This window comes from Aeromonas sp. ASNIH8 (assembly GCF_002919855.1).
In the GTDB taxonomy this organism is placed as follows: Bacteria; Pseudomonadota; Gammaproteobacteria; order Enterobacterales; family Aeromonadaceae; genus Aeromonas; species Aeromonas caviae.
Genome location: NZ_PQLN01000019.1, coordinates 28,506 through 48,497, shown reverse-complemented (window position 1 = coordinate 48,497; position 19,992 = coordinate 28,506). Strand labels below are relative to the sequence as shown.

The window sequence follows — 19,992 nt, the reverse complement described above, 5'->3', positions numbered from 1 at the left end:
AGCCTATTCGGGCACCCGACCCTCACAGATTCACCATGTTGTTGAGCTCCAGGATCGGCTGCAGGATCGACATCACGATAAACAGCACCACCCCGGCCATGGAGACCACCAGCATGGGCTCGAACACCCCGAGGGCGATGTTCACCTGGGTTTCGAACTCCCTGTCCTGGTTGTCCGCCGCCCGCTCCAGCATGCTGTCGAGCTCGCCACTCTGCTCGCCCGAGGCGATCATGTGCAGCATCATGGGCGGAAAAATTCTGGTTTCATCCAGCGACTTGCGCAGGCTGGTCCCCTCCCGCACCCGCTCGGTGGCCTCACCGATGCGCATGCGGGCATAGTCGTTTGAGAGCACTTCCCCGGCGATCTTCATTCCCTCCAGCAGGGGGACGGCGCTGGCGTTGAGGATGCTCAGGGTGCGGGCAAAGCGGGCGGTGTTGAGACCGCGGCTGACCCGACCGATCACCGGCAGGCGCAGTATCACCTGGTGCCAGCGACGACGACGCTTGTCGTCGGTCAGCCACCAGCGCCAAATCAGACCGCCAATGCCAAGGAGCAGCAGGAACCAGAGGCCGTAGTGCTGCAACAGCTCGCTGGTGCCGATGAGGAAACGGGTGGTGCCCGGCAGTTGCTGGCCCATGTGTTCGAACTGGGCCACCACCTTGGGCACCACGGCGGTGAGCAGTATGGAGATGACCCCCACCGCCACCAGGGTGAGGACGATGGGATAGATCATCGCCTGCAGCAGCTTGGTGCGCATGTGCTGGCGCTGCTCGGTGTAATCGGCGAGACGGTTGAGCACCTTCTCCAGGTGACCGGACTTCTCGCCGGCCGCCACCATGGAGCGGAACAGCTGGTCGAACACATGGGGGAAGGCCCCCAGCGAATCGGCCAGGGAATACCCCTCCACCACCTTGCTGCGCACCGTCGCCACCAGGCTGCGCAGGTGGGCCTTCTCGCACTGCTCGGCGACCGCCTTGAGGGCCTCTTCGATGGTGAGACCGGCCCCCACCAGGGTGGCCAGCTGGCGGGTGATCATCGCCAGCTCGGCGGTGCTGGCACCACGGCGGAACAACACGAAGCGGTTCGCCTCGCGCTTGGCCTTCTCGGTGGTCTCGTTCACCTCGAGCGGGGTCAGCCCCTGCTCGCGCAGCAGCTGGCGCACCTGGCGGGCGGAATCCCCCTCCAGCACGCCGCTCTTGTTGCGTCCCTTGCTGTCGAGGGCCTTGTATTCGAATGCTGCCATCTCAGTCTTCCCGGGTCACGCGCAGCACCTCTTCGAGGCTGGTCTGCCCCTTGAGCACCTTGTCGATGCCGTCGCGGCGGATGCTGGGGGTGTGACCCCGGATCAGCCGCTCGATGGCGAGCTCGCCGCTGGCGCTGTGGATCGCCTCGCGCACCGCCTCGTCCACCACCACCAGCTCGTGGATGCCGGTCCGGCCGCGATAGCCGGTGTGGTTGCACTGCTCGCAGCCCACCGGACGCCAGATCTGCTGATCCGGCGCAAGCTCGATGCCCATGGCAACACGCTCCTGCTCGGTGACAGGGTGCGGTGCGCGGCAATCCGGGCAGAGGGTGCGCACCAGCCGCTGGGCCAGTACCGCCAGGAGCGACGAGGAGAGCAGGAAGGGCTCGATCCCCATGTCCCGCATCCGGGTGATGGCGCCGATGGCGGTGTTGGTGTGCAGGGTCGACATCACCAGGTGACCGGTGAGGGATGCCTGCACCGCGATCTGGGCGGTCTCGAGGTCACGGATTTCCCCCACCATCACCACGTCCGGATCCTGGCGCAGAATGGCGCGCAGGCCCCGGGCGAAGGTCATGTCCACCTTGCTGTTGACCTGGGTCTGGCCCACCCCTTCGAGGTCATATTCGATGGGGTCTTCGACGGTCAGGATGTTGCGATCCCGGGAGTTGATCTCCGAGAGGGCCGCATAAAGGGTGGTGGACTTGCCCGAACCGGTCGGGCCCGTCACCAGGATGATGCCGTGGGGCTTGCGAATGAGTTCGCTGATGATGTTGCGGTTGGCCAGCGTCATGCCGAGCTGCTTGAGCTCGAGGCGCACGTTGTTCTTGTCGAGCAGTCGCAATACCACCCGCTCGCCGTAGCTGGAGGGCATGGTGGAGACCCGCACGTCCACCGCCCGGCCGCCGATGCGCAGTGAGATGCGGCCATCCTGGGGCACCCGCTTCTCGGCGATGTCCATGCGCGACATGACCTTGATGCGCGACACCAGCAGGGAGGCGAGTTTGCGATGGGGGCGCAGGATCTCCCGCAGCACCCCATCGATGCGAAAACGGATCACCAGGGCCCGCTCGAAGGTCTCGATGTGGATGTCGGACGCCTCTTCTTTTATCGCCTCGCTCAGCATGGCATTGATGAGGCGAATGATGGGGGCGTCGTCGTCGGCATCCAGCAGATCCTCGCTCTGGGGCAGCTCTTCGGCCAGGGCAAAGAAGTCCATCTCGTTGCCGAGATCCTCCATCAGCTGACGCGCCTCGGAGGAGTCACGCTGATAGTGGGCCATCAGCAGCTCTTCGAAGGCCTCGCCGTCCATCTGCTCCACCGTGAAGGCGCAGCCCGCCACCCGCCGCACTTCCAGCAGGGTTTGCGGTGTCACGCCCTGGCGGCAGAGCAGCACCGGGGCACCCTGGCGCTCGGTCAGGATGGCCCCGAAGTTGCGGGCAAACGCGAACGGCAGTTCCGGCAGGGGAGCCGGCAGCTCGCTGCCATCGAGCTGGTAGGCGGCCATCAGGGCTTGCTCTGCACGAAGGGCTGCTCCTGCACCTGGGCGCGCACGCCGGTGGCGGTCGCCTGCTGCTGGGCCTGCATTCTCTGGATCTGCTGCTGCACCTCGGGGGACATCATCACGTCCTGGCCATAGGCGGGCAGCACCTGGCGAGCCGGCGAGGTGGCATAGCCCTCTTCCGCAGCCCGGCTCAGCTGTTCGGCCCTGAACAGGGTGTACTTGTTGCTGGAGACCCCGGAGTAGACATTGGCGTCACGCAATATGGTCGGGCGGATGAAGACCATCAGGTTGCGCTTGGCGGTGGAGGTCTTGGAGGAACGGAACAGGTAACCCAGCACCGGAATGTCCCCGAGCAGGGGCACCTTGGAGATCTGCTCCTGGGTCTGTTCGTCCATCAGGCCACCCAGCACCACTGTCTCGCCGCTCTTGACCAGCACGGCGTTCTTCACGGTGCGGGTATCGAAGGTGGGGCCCAGGTTGGCGGTCCCGGTCGCCTGCTTCTGTGCCACGCTGGAGACCTCCTGCTCGATGTTGAGCAGCACGGAATCTCCTTCGTTGATCTGGGGCGTCACCACCAGCTTGGTCCCCACCGTCTTGCGCTCTATGGTGTTGAACACCTGATCGCTGGTGGTGGAGCTCTGGGAGCCACTCTGCACCGGCACTTCCTGACCGACGTTGAAGGAGGCCTCCTTGTTGTCCATGGTGACGATGCTCGGGGTGGAGAGGATGTCGTTCTTGCTGTTGGTGGAGAGCGCCGTCACCAGCGCCGCCCAGTCCCCGTGATAGAAGCCTGCCGCCATGCCGCTGAAGCTACCCGCCAGGGATGACAGGCCGTCGGTGTTGCCGTTGTCTTTGTAATCCTTGGCGGCGATGGCCAGGGAGCCGATGGGCAGACCGGTGTCGGTGAACTGGGTGCCGCCGCCATTGGTGTTGGCCCACTGCACCCCGAGGTTCATGCCGTCACCATCCGATATCTCGACGATGATGGCCTCCACCAGCACCTGGGCACGACGAATGTCGAGCTTGGCGATGACCTGCTCCAGCTCGGCCATCACATCCGGCTGGGCGGTGATCACCAGGGCATTAGTGGTCTCGTCGGCGGAGATGGCGAGCTGGCCGCCGCCGATGCTGGCGCCGCCCGTGGCCGTGGCAGCCGCCCCGCCCTTCTTGTCGGCGGCGATGCTGGAGCTGACCCCCTTGAGGACGTCCACCAGATCCTTGGCCTTGCCATATTTCAGGTAGAAGACCCGGGTGTTGCCCTGGCTCTGCAGATCCCGGTCGAGCTGGCGCACCATCTGGATGATGCGGGCACGGGCCTTGGGCTCGCCGCTGATGACCACGGAGTTGGTGCGCTCGTCGGCCACCACCTTGGGGGAGAGCAGCAGCGAGGCGTTGGCCCCCTGATTGCTGCCATCCTTGTTGAGGTTGGTCACCAGCCGCACCATCTCGCCGGCGGAGGCGAACTTGAGCTTGATGACGTCCATGTCCTGATCCCCCGCCTTGTCCACCCGGCGAACTACCTCCACCAGGCGGTTGACCACGGCGGCGCGGCCGGTGATGAGCAGCACGTTGGAGGGCTCGTAGTGGACCACGTTGCCGCCGCCGGCGTTGTCGTTGAGCTGACGCAGCAGGGGGGCCAGTTCACGGACCGAGACATTGCGCACCGGCACGACCCGGGTCACCATCTCGTCACCCACGCCGGGGTTGGTGTCATCCACCACGGGGATGGCCGAGGTCTTGGCATCCTTGGAGCGCACCACCTTGAGCACGCCGTTGTTCATGGGCACCACGGCAAAGCCGTAAACGTCGAGCACGCTCAGGAAGAACTGGTAGTACTGATCCTCGTTGAGCAGGTCATAGCTGCGCACGTTGATCTTGCCGCGTACCGATGGCTCTATGATGATGGTTTTGTTCAGGTTCTTGCCGACCGTGTTGATGAACTCCTCGATGTCGGCGTTCTTGAAACTGGCGGAATACTCGGTGGCCCAGGCAGAACCGGCCATCATCAAGGCTGCCGCCATGGTGGCCAGACGCCAGCCCTTCCCTTTATTTGTCATTCTTGGTGCTACTCCAATTCATTATTCTGACAAGCCGACATAGACGTCGTAGAGCTGTCCTTGCCGCTCGACGGTGACGGTCATTTCCGTGGCGCCCGCCACCTGCTGCATCGCCTGCATGGCCTGGGCGTTGTCACGCAGATCCAGGCCGTTGATGCTGACCGCCAGATCGTTGGCGACCAGTCCGAGTTGATTGAACAGTTCCGGATTGCGACCCGGGTTGAGGCGATAGCCGGTCATGCGACCGTCCACCCGGACCGGAGAAATATTGAGGTAATCGGTGATCTTGCCCGGGTTGCCCAGCAGTTCGCTGCGCACGGAGGAGAGTCCCTCCTGGCGGGCCGGTTTGGGCAGGGGCTTGCCATACTCTTCCCCGTCCAGCATCAGGGTCTCGTCACGGCCGTCCCGGGCGATAATGACCCGATCGGCAAACACCTGGCGGATCCTGGCCTGAGTACCGTCGATGTAGTCTCCGATGCCGTAAGAGTTCTGTGTCCCGTTGTGGGCGATGATGGCGATGGACTTGGCGGGATCCGAGCTTGCCAGCACCCCGTTGAGCTGGGCGTTGAGCTGGGTTTTCGGGGCATCCACCGCCACCGTCTCTGCCGCCTTGTCCGCCTGGGGTTGCAGCGCCTTGCCAAAGAGAGAGAGGCGGCTGAGGTTGCCAAGATCGAGGCGATCGCCACCACTCCCCTGCACCGAGGTGACCGAGGGTTGCCAGGGGGTCAGGGGAGCGGGCTGGGCCAGTTCGTACAGGCGCCAGGTGAGCACGGCACACTGCTGGGCCAGCAACAGCAGCAGAAGCCAGAACAGGGGCTGGCTGAAACGGGAGAGTGGCATGGCCTTGCAGCGAGCCAGAAGGGAAGTCAACAAATCATCCCTGAACGGTAGCGTCATCTTTCTCAAAATTGTCTGGCATCCAAGTCGGTTGGCTATTGTGTACGGCAATGGACCCAGAGACAACCGACCGGATGGGACCAAGGGGTGAAAATTCAGTTTCCGTCACACCCGGATGCCCCCTGTTTCTATCCCGGGGCCCGCCTCTGGTATAATCAGGCACCTTTTCAGCCATCCCGGAGCCGATCCATGTCGAATCCAGCACAAAGCAGCACTCAGGTCCGTCTCGACAAGTGGCTGTGGGCCGCCCGCTTTTACAAGACCCGCAGTCTGGCGCGGGATCAGATCGACGGCGGCAAGGTGCACTACAACGGCCAGCGCACCAAGCCGGGCAAGGCGGTCGAGGTCGGCGCCCTGGTGCGATTCTGGCAAGGCCAGGACGAGCGGGAGGTGCGGGTGCTCGAGGTGAGCGAGCAGCGCAAATCCGCCCCGCTGGCCCAGCAACTCTATGAAGAGACAGAGGCCAGCCTGAAGAAACGGGCCGAAAACAGCGAAGCCCGCCGCTTCAACAGCCAGTTTGCCCCAAGCCCGGAGCGCCGACCCGACAAGCAGGAGCGACGCCAGCTTATCCGGGTCAAGCAATCCTAATCCGCGTCTGTGGCCCCTTTATGACGACAGGTGGAGGAATTAGTTCCTAACCACCTGTTTAACAATGTGTTTATTTTTCCCCAAGAACATCCTAGGAAACCATGATGAGTAACCAAGACCTCCTGTATCGCTATCTGTTCGAAGAGTACGAAGTGCGTGGGGAGCTGGTCCAGCTGGATCGTACCTACCGCCACATCATCGACGCCCAGAACTACCCGGTACAGGTGCAGCACCTGCTGGGCGAGCTGCTGGTTGCCACCAGCCTGCTGACCGCCACCCTCAAGTTCGAAGGCTCCATCACGGTGCAGCTGCAGGGGGACGGTCCGGTGCGTCTGGCCGTCATCAACGGCGACAACAACCAGCAATTGCGCGGCGTGGCACGCTATGAAGGGGAATTGCCGACGGACGGCAAGCTGCAAAGCCTGATCGGCAACGGTCATCTGGTCATCACCATCACTCCGGATCAGGGAGAGCGCTATCAGGGCATCATCGCCCTGGAGGCCGACACCCTGGCGGCCTGTCTGGAGCACTACTTCGCCCAGTCCGAACAACTGGCCACCCGCCTCTGGATCCGCACCGGCCACCACGAGGGCGAGCCCCGTGCGGCGGGCATCCTGCTGCAGGAGCTGCCGGCCCAGAGCGAGGATCACAGCGAAGATTTCGACCACCTGGTCCAGCTCACCACCACCATCAAGGACGAGGAGCTGTTCGGTCTGGACGCGGAAGAGATCCTCTACCGCCTCTACCACCAGGACAAGGTACGGGTGTTCGATCCCCAGGCCATCGAGTTCCGCTGCACCTGCTCCCGCGCCCGTTGCGAAGGGGCCTTGCTGCAGATAGACAAGGAAGAAGCGGTATCCATGGTGCAGGAGCTCGGCAAGATCGACATGCACTGCGATTACTGCGGCGCCCACTACGAATTCGACGGGATAGACATCGAAACCCTGTTCAGCAGGGCTCCCGGTAATGATGCAAACCAGTTACACTAATCAAAGGCGGGCAAAACCCGCCTTTAACTTAAATAACAAAAAAATACCCTATTTTATAAAGTTTGATGGCGATCGCTAAAAACTACCACCTAGGTGGTAGCATGAACGTCAGATAGAACCCTACACACCTCTGAACCCAGGAGAATACAATGACAATCGTGGTAGAACCCACCCTGGCCCAACAACTGAAGCTGGACCAATACGGTATCAAAAACAGCCAGGAAATCGTTCGCAACCCCTCCTATGAGCAGCTTTTCGCTGAAGAGACCCGCTCAGACCTTGAGGGCTTCGAACGTGGCGTCGTCACCGAGCTTGGCGCCGTCAACGTCAACACCGGCATCTTCACCGGCCGCTCCCCTAAAGATAAATATATCGTCAAAGATGCCACTACCCAGGATACTGTGTGGTGGTCTGACCAGGGTAAAAACGATAACAAGGCGATCACCCCGGAAGTGTGGTCACATCTGAAAGGGCTGGTCACCAAACAGCTCTCCGGCAAGCGTCTGTTCGTGGTGGACGGCTTCTGCGGCGCCAACCCGGACACCCGCCTGGCAGTGCGCATCATCACCGAGGTGGCCTGGCAGGCGCACTTCGTGAAGAACATGTTCATCCGCCCGAGCGAAGAGGAGCTGAAGACCTTCAAACCGGACTTCGTGGTGATGAACGGTGCCAAGTGCACCAACCCGAACTGGAAGGAGCAGGGTCTCAACTCCGAGAACTTCGTCGCCTTCAACATGACCGAGAAGATGCAACTCATCGGCGGCACCTGGTACGGTGGCGAGATGAAGAAGGGCATGTTCTCCATGATGAACTACTTCCTGCCCCTGCGCGGCATCGCCTCCATGCACTGCTCCGCCAACGTGGGCAAGGATGGGGACGTGGCCATCTTCTTCGGCCTCTCCGGCACCGGCAAGACCACCCTCTCCACCGATCCCAAGCGTCAGCTGATCGGCGATGACGAGCACGGCTGGGATGATCACGGCGTGTTCAACTTCGAAGGGGGCTGCTACGCCAAGACCATCAAGCTCTCCGAAGAGGCCGAGCCGGACATCTACCACGCCATCCGCCGCGATGCGCTGCTGGAGAACGTGACCGTGGCCGCCGATGGCACCATCGACTTCGACGACGGTTCCCGCACCGAGAATACCCGGGTCTCCTACCCCATCTATCACATCGACAACATCGTCAAGCCGGTCTCCAAGGCGGGGCACGCCACCAAGGTGATCTTCCTGACCGCAGACGCCTTCGGTGTGCTGCCCCCGGTCGCCAAGCTGACCAAGGAGCAGACCAAGTACCACTTCCTGTCCGGCTTCACCGCCAAGCTGGCCGGTACCGAGCGCGGCATCACAGAGCCGACCCCGACCTTCTCCTCCTGCTTCGGCGCGGCTTTCCTCAGCCTGCACCCGACCAAGTACGGCCAGGAGCTGGTGAAACGGATGGAAGCGGCAGGGGCTGAAGCCTATCTGGTCAACACCGGCTGGAACGGCACAGGCAAGCGGATCTCCATCAAGGATACCCGTGGCATCATCGACGCCATCCTGGATGGTTCCATCGAGAAGGCGCCGACCAAGGTACTGCCGGTGTTCAACCTGGAAGTGCCGACCGAGCTGCCGGGCGTCAACCCCGCCATCCTGGATCCGCGAGACACTTACGCCGACCAGGCCGAGTGGGATGCCAAGGCGGCCGATCTGGCCGGGCGCTTCATCAAGAACTTCGAGCGCTTCACCGACAACGACGAAGGCAAACGCCTGGTCGCGGCGGGCCCGCAGTTGTAAGAAACGCGCCTCGCGTCTCGCAATCCCGTACCGGTCAGCCCTGCTGGCCGGTATTTTTTTGGCCGATGCGCGGCATATGGCTCCCGCCAAGCCTTGCCTTGACGGCCCTTGCGCGTTAGATTCAGCCAAACTTTATACAATATACAATTTTGCAACCTGCCCGTGACCCCAGCATGACCCCACCTTACAAGACCCGAACCCAGATGGTGATGGAGAACCTCCGCGGCCGGATATTGCGTGGCGAGTTTGCTGCGGGCGCCCCCCTGCGCCAGGACGCCATCGCCAAGGAGCTGGCGGTGAGCCGCATCCCGGTGCGGGAAGCCCTGATGCAACTGGAAGCTCAGGGGCTGGTGAAGTTCGAGGCCCATCGCGGCGCCGTGGTGACCATGCTGGATGCCTCGGCCATCGAGGAGCTCTTTTATTTGCGGGCACTGCTCGAAGCCGATACCCTGTTCCACGCCGTCGACCTGATGACGGAGGAGACCTTCGCCCAGGCGCAAGCCATCCTCGCCCAGTTTGATCTGGCGCTGGAGTCTGGCACCCAGATCGAACACTGGGCCGAGTTGAATCACCGCTTTCACGCCACCCTTTACCAGGCAGCCAATCGCCCCCAGGCACTGGAACTGATCGCCCAGATCAATCTGAGCTGCGACCGCTATGTGCGTTTCGAACTGCTGTTCGACCAGGGCGGCGTGGACAAGGCCGAGCGGGAGCACGCCCGACTCCTTGAACTGTGCCGCGCCCGGCGCAAGCACGAAGCAGTGGTACTGCTCAAGCAACACATCGAGGCGGCAGGCCAATCGATCAGACAGATCCTGGCAAGCGGCCACCATCAATGAACACTCACATCACCACAAGCTGGCAATAACGACATGAACCATTTCGAGATTATTGAAACCCGCGTCGCCCAGGTCAGGGCCACACTGGCCACGCTGGAGCTGGACGCCTTCATCGTTCCCCACGACGACGAGCATCTGGGGGAGTACATTCCCGCCTATGCCGAGCGGCTGGACTGGATCACGGGTTTCAACGGCTCCGCCGGGCTCGCCATCATCCTGGCGCATCGGGCGGCCCTGTTCATCGACGGTCGTTATACCGTGCAGGCCCGCATGCAGGCGCCGGCCGAGCTGTTCGAGTTTCTCCACCTCAATGAAGACCCCCACGTGCAGTGGCTGGCGGAGCAGTTGCCCTCAGGCTCCCGGGTCGGCTTCGATGCCCGCCTGCACAGCCTGGCCTGGTATCAGAACGCCAACGCCGTGCTGGCCGATCACGGCATCGAGCTGGTGCGCATCGACGAGAACCCCATCGATCTGCACTGGAGCGATCGTCCCGCTCCGACCAAGAGCCCTGTCATCCTCTACAGCGAGGAGCTGGCGGGCCAGTCCAGCCAGGCCAAGCGCGAAATGCTGGCCAGCGATCTGCGCAAGCGCGGGCTGGATGCGGTGTTGCTGACCCAGGCCGAGCCCATCAACTGGCTGCTCAACCTGCGTGGTCGCGACGTGGAACGCCTGCCGGTGGTGCTGGGCTTTGCGGTGCTCTACGCCAACGCCACCATGGATTTCTTCGTCGACACCGACAAGATCGACTGCTTCGCCTTCAGCCAGCACGTGGGGCAGGATGTCTCCGTCTACCCCATCGACAAGCTGGGTGACGTGTTGCAGCGCATCGGCGAGGATCAGCAGAAGGTGCTGGCCGACCCCAACACCGCCAACGCCTGGACCCAGCTCGTGATGGAAGAGGCGGGCGCCATTCTGGTGGCCGGCCAGGATCCCACCATGCTGCCCAAGGCGTGCAAGAACCCCGTGGAGCTGGCCGGCATGCGTGCCGCCCACCTGCGCGACGGCGTTGCCGTCACCCGCTTCCTGGCCTGGCTGGATCGCCTGATCGCCAGCGGCGAGTTCGACGGTGTGGACGAAGGCACCCTGGCCGACCAGCTGGAAGCCTTCCGCCACGAGCAGGAGCACTATGTGGAGCCGAGCTTCGACACCATCTCGGCACTCGGCCCCAACGCCGCCATGTGCCACTACCGCCACACCAACGGTACCCCGCGCGCCTTCGGCCAGGACAGCATCTATCTGGTGGACTCCGGCGCCCAGTACCTGGACGGCACCACCGACATCACTCGCACCGTCAAAGTGGGTGAGGTGACTGACGAGCACAGGGCCATGTTTACCCGGGTGCTGCAGGGTCATATTGCCCTGGATCAGGCCCGCTTCCCCCGCGGCACTGCCGGCATCCAGCTCGACGTGCTGGCCCGCATGCCCCTGTGGCAAGCCGGTTACAACTACGACCATGGTACCGGACACGGGGTCGGCCACTTCCTCAGCGTGCACGAAGGTCCGCAGCGCATCGCCCCCAAGGGCAGCCTGGTGGCCCTGCAGCCGGGCATGGTGCTCTCCAACGAGCCGGGCTACTACCGGGAAGATGCCTTCGGCATCCGCTGTGAAAACCTGGTGGTGGTGACCGAGCAGGAAGCCCGTGGCGAGCTGACGATGCTGGGCTTCGAGCGACTGACCTATGTGCCGTTCGACATCCGCCTCATCGATCGCAGCCTGCTGAGCCCGGCGGAGTTCCGCTGGATCAACGAATACCATGCGGAGGTCTACCGCCGTCTGAGCCCGCTGCTGGAGGGCGAGGATCTCGCCTGGCTGGAGCAGGCGACCAGCCTCCTCTGATGACACAGGGCCTGCGGGCCCTGTTTCTTTATCTGCGGCATGCCACAAATGCCCCCCTTGCATCGACTCCCCGCCCCTTCTACCCTGTGCCTCCTTTTTGGCTGCCCCGCAGCAGAGACCCGATGAGAGGAGCCCCGATGCACTCGTCCCCCGTATTGCGCCTTGCCACCCACACCGACATGCACGCCATCTGGCAGATAGATGCCGATGTCTTCGGCGAGGATGTCTACCCCGGTTTCTTCTTTCGCCAGGCCATGGATCTGTGGCCCGAACTGCTGGTCGTCGCGGAGCGGGAAGACCGGCTGCTGGGCTATGCCCTGGGGGGGCTTGGTCAGGATCGGTCGCAGGGCTGGCTGCTCTCCCTCGCGGTGCGTCCCGAAGCGCGCGGCTTCGGCCTGGCCGAGCAAATGATGTTGCAGGTGGAGCAGGCTCTGGCGCATTTGCAGGTTGCCCGGGTGAGGCTGACCGTGGATCCCGCCAATCCGGCCCAGCGCCTCTACTTCAGGCTGGGTTATCAGCAGTTGGCAGAAGAGAGAGGCTACTTCGGGCCGGGCGAGGATCGCCTGCTGCTGGAAAAAGCCCTGATCTGACCATCCACCACCGGCACGGGAGTCTTCCGGCCACATAATTGGTTACACTTTGCGGGTTTAATGCGCAATCTGGTTGGCGTAAAGTGCAATTCATCACCAGATTAATCCGATGCCCGCCCAGGAGGCCCATCATGTTCAAACGTATTGCTCTCGTCACCCTGCTGGCGGCCACCACCGCCATCACCGGCTGTGCCAACAGCGACGTCTACTCCGGCGATGTCTACACCAAGGATCGCGCCAAGCAGGTACAGACCGTCAGCTATGGCACCATCCTCTCCACCCGCCCCGTCAAGATCCAGGCCGATGAGAACTCCCTGATCGGCACCATTGGCGGTGCCGTGGTCGGCGGCCTGCTCGGCAGCACCATAGGCGGCGGTCGTGGCAGTGACATCGCGGCGGCCGGTGGCGCCATTGCGGGTGCGGCGGCCGGCAAGGCGGCAGGGGACAAACTCAACCAGGTTGACGGGGTCGAGCTCGAGATCAAGAAAGAGAACGGCGAATCCATCGTGGTGGTACAAAAGGCCAGCCCCACCTTTGTACCTGGTGCCCGGGTCCGCATGACCCAGGGCAACGGCACCATCAACGTGGCCGTGGTGAACTGATAGCGCCGCTCAAGGTGCAACTGCCATAAAAAAGGTGAGCCCGGGCTCACCTTTTTGCGCTCTGCACCACTGAGGATTCACTCCCCCAGATGCAGCCAGGCCGCGATGGACAACTGCAGGCCCACCAGGTCGGCATGGTGGAACAGGGCATGCAATGATGCACGATCCCCGGCCACCTGCATCATCAGACGCTGTTGCGCCTGCAGGTCGGCCAGCCAGGAGGGTGGCACCGTCAGCGTGCCTGCCGCCTCGGCAACCAGGGATACCCCCTCGAGCAGGGCATGCAGCGCCCGTTGTTGTTCGCCAGCATCGTCACTCTCGAGCCAGAGCTGCTCATGATACTGCCAGTGCTGCATACCCAGGGTAATGCTGGCCTTCTGACCTTTACCCTCAATCCTTTGCAGGGGCTGCACGGCCAGTGGCTTGCCAAGCCCAGCCAGCCTGTATCCGCGCTGCGCCTTGGACTGGGCACCCAGCCGCAATCCTCCCAGCGCCGCCAGCTTGCTCGCCAGGGTGAACAGCGCGCGGGCATCGCCGGATTTCAGCTCCAGCTCCAGCTCGTCGATCCCGGTACGCCCCAGGGCACCGGCAATCTCCCCCTGATCCCAGGCCAGCTCGATCTCGGCATCTCCGAATGCGATCAGCCAGTGGCGGCGCAGGAAATCGGTGCTGAACTGGGCCACCAGACGGCTCTGGAGTTCATCGCGCACTGCCAGACTCGGCCAGATATCGACAGGAAAGGCAGACAGGGTCGGAATGGTTCCCTCCACCGGGGCGTTGTACTCGGGTCTGGCGTGCAATCCGCCCACGACCTGCCCCCGGCACTTGATGGTCTGCTCGGAAAAATCATCGCTGCGACGAATGCGCAACCCCATCTCGAGCCCACGCAAACCCAGATCGGGCGTGTCGAAATAGACGTTGCCAAGAGCGGCTTGATTGGAAGATATAATATCTAGTGAATTCAGAAGCTTGGAGAGGGATTCTTGAATATTGCTGGTGACGAAAAACTTTATCTCGATCTCAGTTTGCATAGTCATTCCGGGCTGGCGGGCAACTTTGGGGGGCATGTTCAGAGTCGCGAGGATATAATGCCAGCGACAGTTCACGATTAATTCACGGTTTTATTGATGGCACAGTTCGGTTACCATGCGCCCCTCATAAAATCGTATCGAGTGTTTTTTCACCGACACAGGTTTGGCCATGCCAGTAAATACTATTTTGGGTCTTTTTGCCAAGTCCCCCATCAAGCCGCTGCAGAAGCATATCGTCAAGGTTCACGTGTGCTGCGAACAGCTCATTCCCTTCTTTGATGCCGTCGCTGAAGACCGCTGGGAAGATGCCGAGAAGATCCGGCAACAGATCGCCCAGCTGGAAAAAGAAGCGGACATCCTCAAGCGCGAAATCCGCTTGAAACTCCCCCGCGGCCTGTTCCTGCCGGTCGCCCGTACCGATCTGCTGGAGCTCTTGACCCAGCAGGACAAGATTGCCAACCGTGCCAAGGATATTTCCGGTCGCATGCTTGGCCGCAAGATGGAATTCCCCACCGAGATGCGCGCCGATTTCATGGCCTATCTCAAACGCTGTATCGATGCGACCGCCCAAGCCGAAAAAGCCATCGGAGAACTCGATGAGCTGCTTGAAACCGGCTTTAAAGGACGTGAAGTTGAAATGGTTGCCGAGATGATCCACCAGCTGGATCTCATCGAGGACGATACTGACACCATGCAGATCGGACTGCGCCAACAGCTGCAAGCCGTTGAGCACAAATACAATCCGATCGACGTTATGTTCCTCTACAAGATCCTCGAATGGGTAGGTGACCTGGCTGATCAGGCAGAGCGCGTTGGCGCCCGTCTGGAATTGATGCTGGCTCGTTCGTAATCGACTGACTGGGTAAACACTACTAATGGACATTATCGCGAATTACGGCACCACCCTGGTGCTCGTGGCGGCCTTGTTCGGCTTTTTGATGGCCTGGGGCATTGGTGCGAACGACGTCGCCAATGCAATGGGCACATCGGTCGGCACCAAGTCCCTGACCATCCGTCAGGCGATCATCATCGCCATGATCTTTGAATTTGCCGGTGCCTATCTGGCCGGTGGCGAAGTGACGGCAACCATCCGCAGCGGCATCATCGACAGCAACGCCTTTGCCGACACGCCGGATCTGCTGGTGCTCGGCATGATCGCCTCCCTGCTGGCTGCGGGTCTGTGGCTGATCCTGGCCTCCTATTTCGGCTGGCCCGTCTCCACCACCCACTCCATCATCGGCGCCATCGTGGGCTTCGCCGTGGTGAGCATCGGTCCGGAAGCGGTACAGTGGAACAAGTTTGGCGGCATCGTCGGCTCCTGGGTAGTCACGCCGGCCATCTCGGGCATCATCGCCTACTTCATGTTCATCAGCGTGCAGAAGCTCATCTTCAACACGGACAATCCCCTGGACAATGCCAAGCGCTATGTCCCCTTCTACATGTTCCTGACGTCCCTGGTCATCTGCCTGGTCACCATCAAGAAGGGGCTGACCCACGTCGGTCTGCACCTGAGCAATGGCGAAGGCGCGCTGCTCTCCGTCGCCATCTCCATCGCGGTGGCGTTTGCCGGCTGGATCTATATCCGCGGCCAGCAGTACAACCCGAAAGATGACAGCAAGATGCACTTCGCCAACGTGGAGAAGGTGTTCGGCATCCTGATGATCATCACCGCCTGCGCCATGGCCTTCGCCCATGGCTCCAACGACGTGGCCAACGCCATCGGTCCGCTCTCTGCAGTCGCCTCCATCGTGGCGGCCGGCGGCGAGATCGGCGGCAGCTCCCACATCGCCTGGTGGATCCTGCCCCTTGGCGGCATCGGCATCGTCATCGGTCTGGCCACCATGGGCGAGAAGGTGATGGCGACCGTCGGCACCGGCATCACCCACCTGACCCCGAGCCGTGGCTTCGCAGCCCAGCTGGCCACCGCCGCCACCGTGGTGATAGCCTCCGGCACCGGTCTGCCCATCTCCACCACCCAGACCCTGGTCGGTGCCGTCATGGGCGTCGGTCTGGCACGGGGCATCGCGGCCCTGAACCTGGGCGTGCTGCGCAACATCGTGGTCTCCTGGGTCATCACCCTGCCCGCGGGCGCCATCCTGGCCATCGCCATCTTCTACGTGTTGCAGGCCTGCTTCTCCTGAGCAGCCCACGCCGCACGACAAAAAGCCCGGGTCATTGACCCGGGCTTTTTTATGCTTCGCCCATATCACGCCGTCGATCGGCTGCGGCGTTTACTCCTCGATAAAGGTCCACTCGTCGCGCACCCGGCTGATGGCATCGAGCCGCCGTTTGGCAAGCTGCTCGCGGATTGCCTCCCCCTTGAAGCCGGCCGCCACTATCTCCTTGACCGGCACAGCCTGCGCCGCCTCCAGGGCCTGAGCGACATAGTCCGGCTGGCTGTAGACTTTCTCTTCGAAGCCGGTACGACCGTGGAAGTCGGCGCGACAGGCATCGAGCAGCTGGGTAAAGCGCTCCGGTCTGCGCCAGGCATCGGCCTTGTCGAATACCTTGAGCAGGGTCGCGGGCTTGAGCTCGAAGGCAATGTGGATATGGGTGTGCAGGTCGCTCACCAGCAGTGCCAGATCGCGACACTCGTTCGGCACCCGGAAGCGCTCGCAAAAATCGCGAATGAGCGGCAACCCCTTCTGACCATGGCCGTGATGGCTCGGCCAGAAGGCGGGCGGGGTCAGCCCCTTGCCAAAGTCGTGGCAGAGGGACGCGAAGCGCACGGTCAGTTCGGGGGAGAGACGACATGCCTGCGCCAGCACCATCATGGTGTGGATGCCGGTGTCGATCTCCGGGTGCCATCTGGCAGGGGCCGGCACACCGAACAGGGCATCGAGCTCGGGGAAGAGCGCCTTGAGTGCGCCGCATTCGCGCAGCACCTCGAAGAAGATCTGGGGTGTCGGCCCCAGCAGCACTTTTTCCAGCTCCTTCCAGACCCGCTCCGGGGTCAGGTGGGCCAGCTCTCCAGCCTCCGTCATCTCGCGCATCAGCCCCAGCGTCTCGGGGGCCACCACGAACCCCTGGGCATGGAAACGGGCGGCGAAGCGCGCCACCCGCAGGATGCGCAGGGGATCCTCGGCAAAGGCCGGCGAGACATGGCGCAGCAACCGCGCCTCCAGATCCTGCACGCCGCTGTAGGGATCGTGCAGTTGCCCGTCCTCATCTTCGGCGATGGCGTTGATGGTGAGATCCCGGCGCAGCAGATCCTGCTCCAGCGTCACCTCGGGGGCGGCATGGCAGACGAAGCCGGTGTAACCCTGCCCCTGCTTGCGCTCGGTGCGCGCCAGGGCGTACTCCTGCTGGGTTTTGGGGTGAAGAAAGACTGGAAAGTCTCGGCCCACCTGGGTGAATCCGAGACCCAGCATCTGCTCCACCGTGGCGCCGACCACCAAGTGATCCCGATCCCCCTGGGGCAATCCCAACAGGCGATCCCGCACCGCCCCTCCGACCAGATAAATCTGCACGCGCACTCTCCCTCGATAAACTTGCCACGATGATACCGCTTTTGGCCAAGAGAGACGATGTGAACCCGTCGCACCAGGCTCGCCATCACTCGGCCGGGCGGCGGCTTCCCGTCATCGTCCCGGGCGACTCAGCCCGTGGTTCGAGCCAGCTCCCCTTATGGTATCCGGGTCTTTGACATCCCTTTTGGGAGGCTTTAACCTGCCGCCCATAACAATGGAATGGATCCTTATGTACACACAGTTCTTCGGTCTGTCGGAGCCCCCGTTCTCCATCTCGCCCAACCCCAAATACCTCTATATGAGCGAGCGTCACGGGGAGGCCCTCGCCCACCTCAACTACGGGTTGCAGGACGGTGGTGGCTTCGTGCTGCTGACCGGGGAAGTGGGTACGGGAAAGACCACCGTCTCCCGCTGTCTGCTGCAGCAATTGCCCGCTGACACCGAGATCGCCTACATCCTCAATCCCTCTCTGACCGAGCGGGATCTGCTGGCCGCCATCTGCGACGAATTCCAGTTGCCCTACGGCGAAGAGGCCAGCCTCAAGCAATTGTTCGACCTTATCCGGGATCATCTGCTGGCGAATCTGGCGGCAGGCAAGCGCAGCGTGGTGCTGGTGGATGAAGCCCAGCACCTGCTGCCCGGCGTGCTGGAGCAGTTGCGACTGCTCACCAATCTGGAGACAGACGAGAAGAAACTGCTGCAGGTGGTGCTCATCGGCCAGCCCGAGCTGCAACAGATGCTGCGCCAGCCCCTGCTGCGCCAGCTGGCGCAGCGGATCACCGCCCGCTATCACCTGCTGCCGCTGTCGCGCCAGGATGTGGATGCCTATGTCCGCTTCCGGTTGCAGGTGGCAGGCTGCGTCCAGCCCATCTTCACCCCCAGGGCCATCCAGACCCTGCATCGCCTCTCCGGGGGCATTCCCCGCCTCATCAACCTCATCTGCGACCGCGCCCTCATCGCCGCCTTCGCCCGTGGCAGCCACAAGATAGTGCACGGGGACATCAGCCAGTCCGCGTATGAGGTGAGCGGCATTCGCGACGAGGGGAGCTGGCAATCCGGCCTCACGGTCGCCCTGGTGGGCGCCCTGCTGGTCGCCACCGGCTGGTGGGGCTGGCAATTCTTTGGATTCTTCCCAGCCCGCCCCCTGGTCAAGGTCGAGGTACCGGTCAAGGTGGATGACACGCCGGAGCAGCAGGCCCAGCTGACCCGCGCCATCAATCAGGCGCTGGAGCCGGACGTCGCCATGCAGAATCTCTACAAGGTATGGGGCTACCAGGCCGAGCTGGAGGAGGCAACCTGCGACAATGCCCCCCGTGCGGGCCTGCGCTGCCAGGAGGGAGAAGCCTCCCTGGCGCAATTGCAGGCGCTGCAATACCCGGCCCTCATCAGTCTCACCGACGAGACCGGCGGCCTCTATTACGCCACCCTGGTCAGCCTGGGGGCGGACAAGGCTTCCCTGCTCATCGGCAACCAGAGCTGGCAGGTGGACAGGCAGTGGCTCTCCGACGCCTGGGGCGGCAGCTACACCCTGCTCTGGCGCATGCCCAGGGGCAACGTGCCCCTGATAGCGAGCAATGCCGGGGCTGCCCAGGTGCAGTGGCTGGACAACGCCCTTAGCCGCGCCATGCAGCAACCCGATCGCAAGGTGAGCCGCTTTGACGCCACCCTCAAGAACAAGCTGCAACAGTTCCAGCGCGAGCAGGGACTGACCCCGGACGGCATCGCCGGCAGCAACACCCTGCTGCGGCTGAATGTGGCCTCCGGCGAACCCATGCCCAGGCTGGAGGATGAATCCCTGCGAGCCAGCACGCCGGTCGATCTCGACAGCGTGGCGGATGATGAGACGGATCCCATGGTCGAGGAGGCCTCCTGATGTCCACCCTGCTCAAGGCCCTGCGCCGGGCCGACCAGCCCCAGTTCACCCCCCATATGCCGCTCATGGGTCTGCCCGTGAGCCAGGAAGAGGAGCCCAACCGCCGCTGGATCTGGTGGGCCCTGGTGCCCCTGGCCCTGGTGATGGGCGCCGCCGCCAACTATGGCTGGCACCTCTATCACCTCAAACCCGTGGAACAGCAGGTCGAAGTGAAGGAAGTGGTGACTCCCCCCTTCGTGCGGGTCGAACCCAGGCCCATGATCACCCGGCCGCTGCCGCCCCCCCTGCCGGAGCCCGTGGTCGCTCCAAGACCTGCCGCAACCCCGGCTGCGACTACCGCAAACCAGGGGGGACAGAGTCTGGCAGAACGGCTGATGGCCGCCCTCAACAACACGCCGCTGGTGGAAGAGAGTGCGCCCCAGGCTCAGGTCCAGACCAGTGCCATCCCCCTCGGCGCCCTGGCCCCGGCCCTGAAACAGCAGGTACCGTCCCTGACCTATGGTGCCCACAACTACTCCTCCGACCCGGCCAAGCGGGCCGTCGTGCTCAATGGACGGGAGTGGCGCGAGGGGAATGAGATCGCCCCCGGTGTCATCCTGGCAGCCATCGCCCAGGACTACATCGTCCTGCAGGTCGACGGCCAGTATGCCAGCCTCAAGGCGCTGCAAGACTGGCGCGGCTGATCTGCCGGCATCCGG

Annotated in this window: 17 protein-coding genes; 11 read left to right on the top strand and 6 right to left on the bottom strand. The window is 62.9% G+C overall.

Features of this window, described 5'->3' with window-relative positions:
- Positions 1-22: 22 nt before the first annotated feature.
- The 4 genes from exeF to exeC are packed head-to-tail and all read right to left on the bottom strand — an operon-like array spanning position 23 to position 5,674.
- Positions 23-1,243 (bottom strand): GspF family T2SS innner membrane protein variant ExeF, encoded by a 1,221-nt coding sequence (exeF, locus tag C3418_RS07365; RefSeq protein ID WP_103858237.1) that lies wholly within the window; start codon positions 1,241-1,243, stop codon positions 23-25.
- Between the two features lies 1 nt (position 1,244).
- On the bottom strand, positions 1,245-2,750 hold the full coding sequence (gene exeE / locus C3418_RS07360) for a GspE family T2SS ATPase variant ExeE (protein ID WP_103858236.1): 1,506 nt from the start codon (positions 2,748-2,750) through the stop codon (positions 1,245-1,247).
- On the bottom strand, positions 2,750-4,804 hold the full coding sequence (gene exeD, locus C3418_RS07355; protein ID WP_010675726.1) for a GspD family T2SS secretin variant ExeD: 2,055 nt from the start codon (positions 4,802-4,804) through the stop codon (positions 2,750-2,752). Before exeD ends, exeE begins: the two co-directional genes overlap by 1 nt.
- Positions 4,805-4,825: 21 nt before the next feature.
- Positions 4,826-5,674 (bottom strand): GspC family type II secretion system variant ExeC, encoded by an 849-nt coding sequence (gene exeC, locus C3418_RS07350; protein ID WP_270835689.1) that lies wholly within the window; start codon positions 5,672-5,674, stop codon positions 4,826-4,828.
- Positions 5,675-5,890: 216 nt separating this feature from the next.
- On the opposite strand from exeC, the gene hslR reads away from it, so the two are divergent.
- The 7 genes from hslR (at position 5,891) to C3418_RS07315 (ending at position 12,920) form a co-directional block, all read left to right on the top strand.
- A complete protein-coding gene (gene hslR, locus C3418_RS07345; protein ID WP_010675728.1) occupies positions 5,891-6,289 on the top strand; it encodes a ribosome-associated heat shock protein Hsp15 in 399 nt (132 codons plus the stop codon).
- Positions 6,290-6,393: 104 nt separating this feature from the next.
- Positions 6,394-7,278 carry an Hsp33 family molecular chaperone HslO gene (hslO, locus tag C3418_RS07340; protein WP_010675729.1) on the top strand — a complete coding sequence of 295 codons (885 nt, stop codon included), beginning with the start codon at positions 6,394-6,396 and terminating at the stop codon, positions 7,276-7,278.
- Between the two features lie 149 nt (positions 7,279-7,427).
- Positions 7,428-9,053, top strand: coding sequence for a phosphoenolpyruvate carboxykinase (ATP) (gene pckA, locus C3418_RS07335; protein WP_010675730.1), 1,626 nt, complete (start codon positions 7,428-7,430; stop codon positions 9,051-9,053).
- A 173-nt stretch (positions 9,054-9,226) separates the two neighbouring features.
- Positions 9,227-9,892, top strand: a complete 666-nt coding sequence (locus C3418_RS07330) for a GntR family transcriptional regulator (protein WP_103858235.1) — start codon at positions 9,227-9,229, stop codon at positions 9,890-9,892.
- Between the two features lie 33 nt (positions 9,893-9,925).
- Positions 9,926-11,728 carry an aminopeptidase P family protein gene (locus C3418_RS07325; protein ID WP_041213951.1) on the top strand — a complete coding sequence of 601 codons (1,803 nt, stop codon included), beginning with the start codon at positions 9,926-9,928 and terminating at the stop codon, positions 11,726-11,728.
- A gap of 137 nt (positions 11,729-11,865) precedes the next feature.
- On the top strand, positions 11,866-12,318 hold the full coding sequence (locus C3418_RS07320) for an N-acetyltransferase (protein WP_103858234.1): 453 nt from the start codon (positions 11,866-11,868) through the stop codon (positions 12,316-12,318).
- A 131-nt stretch (positions 12,319-12,449) separates the two neighbouring features.
- A complete protein-coding gene (locus C3418_RS07315) occupies positions 12,450-12,920 on the top strand; it encodes a glycine zipper 2TM domain-containing protein (RefSeq protein ID WP_010675734.1) in 471 nt (156 codons plus the stop codon).
- Positions 12,921-12,997: 77 nt separating this feature from the next.
- Here C3418_RS07315 and C3418_RS07310 read toward each other — a convergent pair whose 3' ends face one another.
- Entirely contained in the window at positions 12,998-13,951 is a 954-nt protein-coding gene (locus tag C3418_RS07310) for an inorganic triphosphatase (protein ID WP_103858233.1), read from the bottom strand.
- 169 nt (positions 13,952-14,120) lie between these two features.
- Between C3418_RS07310 and C3418_RS07305 the strand changes: the two genes are divergently transcribed.
- Both C3418_RS07305 and C3418_RS07300 read left to right on the top strand, forming a co-directional pair.
- Positions 14,121-14,801 (top strand): TIGR00153 family protein, encoded by a 681-nt coding sequence (locus C3418_RS07305; protein WP_010675736.1) that lies wholly within the window; start codon positions 14,121-14,123, stop codon positions 14,799-14,801.
- 25 nt (positions 14,802-14,826) lie between these two features.
- On the top strand, positions 14,827-16,092 hold the full coding sequence (locus C3418_RS07300) for an inorganic phosphate transporter (protein WP_039040595.1): 1,266 nt from the start codon (positions 14,827-14,829) through the stop codon (positions 16,090-16,092).
- A gap of 90 nt (positions 16,093-16,182) precedes the next feature.
- Here C3418_RS07300 and C3418_RS07295 read toward each other — a convergent pair whose 3' ends face one another.
- Positions 16,183-17,421 carry a multifunctional CCA addition/repair protein gene (locus C3418_RS07295; RefSeq protein ID WP_103858232.1) on the bottom strand — a complete coding sequence of 413 codons (1,239 nt, stop codon included), beginning with the start codon at positions 17,419-17,421 and terminating at the stop codon, positions 16,183-16,185.
- A 229-nt stretch (positions 17,422-17,650) separates the two neighbouring features.
- On the opposite strand from C3418_RS07295, the gene C3418_RS07290 reads away from it, so the two are divergent.
- Positions 17,651-19,294: an ExeA family protein gene (locus C3418_RS07290; protein ID WP_010675739.1), complete on the top strand. Its 1,644-nt coding sequence runs from the start codon at positions 17,651-17,653 to the stop codon at positions 19,292-19,294.
- Positions 19,294-19,977 (top strand): GspB family T2SS assembly factor variant ExeB, encoded by a 684-nt coding sequence (exeB, locus tag C3418_RS07285; RefSeq protein WP_042882413.1) that lies wholly within the window; start codon positions 19,294-19,296, stop codon positions 19,975-19,977. The genes C3418_RS07290 and exeB overlap by 1 nt, the downstream gene beginning before the upstream one ends.
- Positions 19,978-19,992 lie beyond the last annotated feature (15 nt).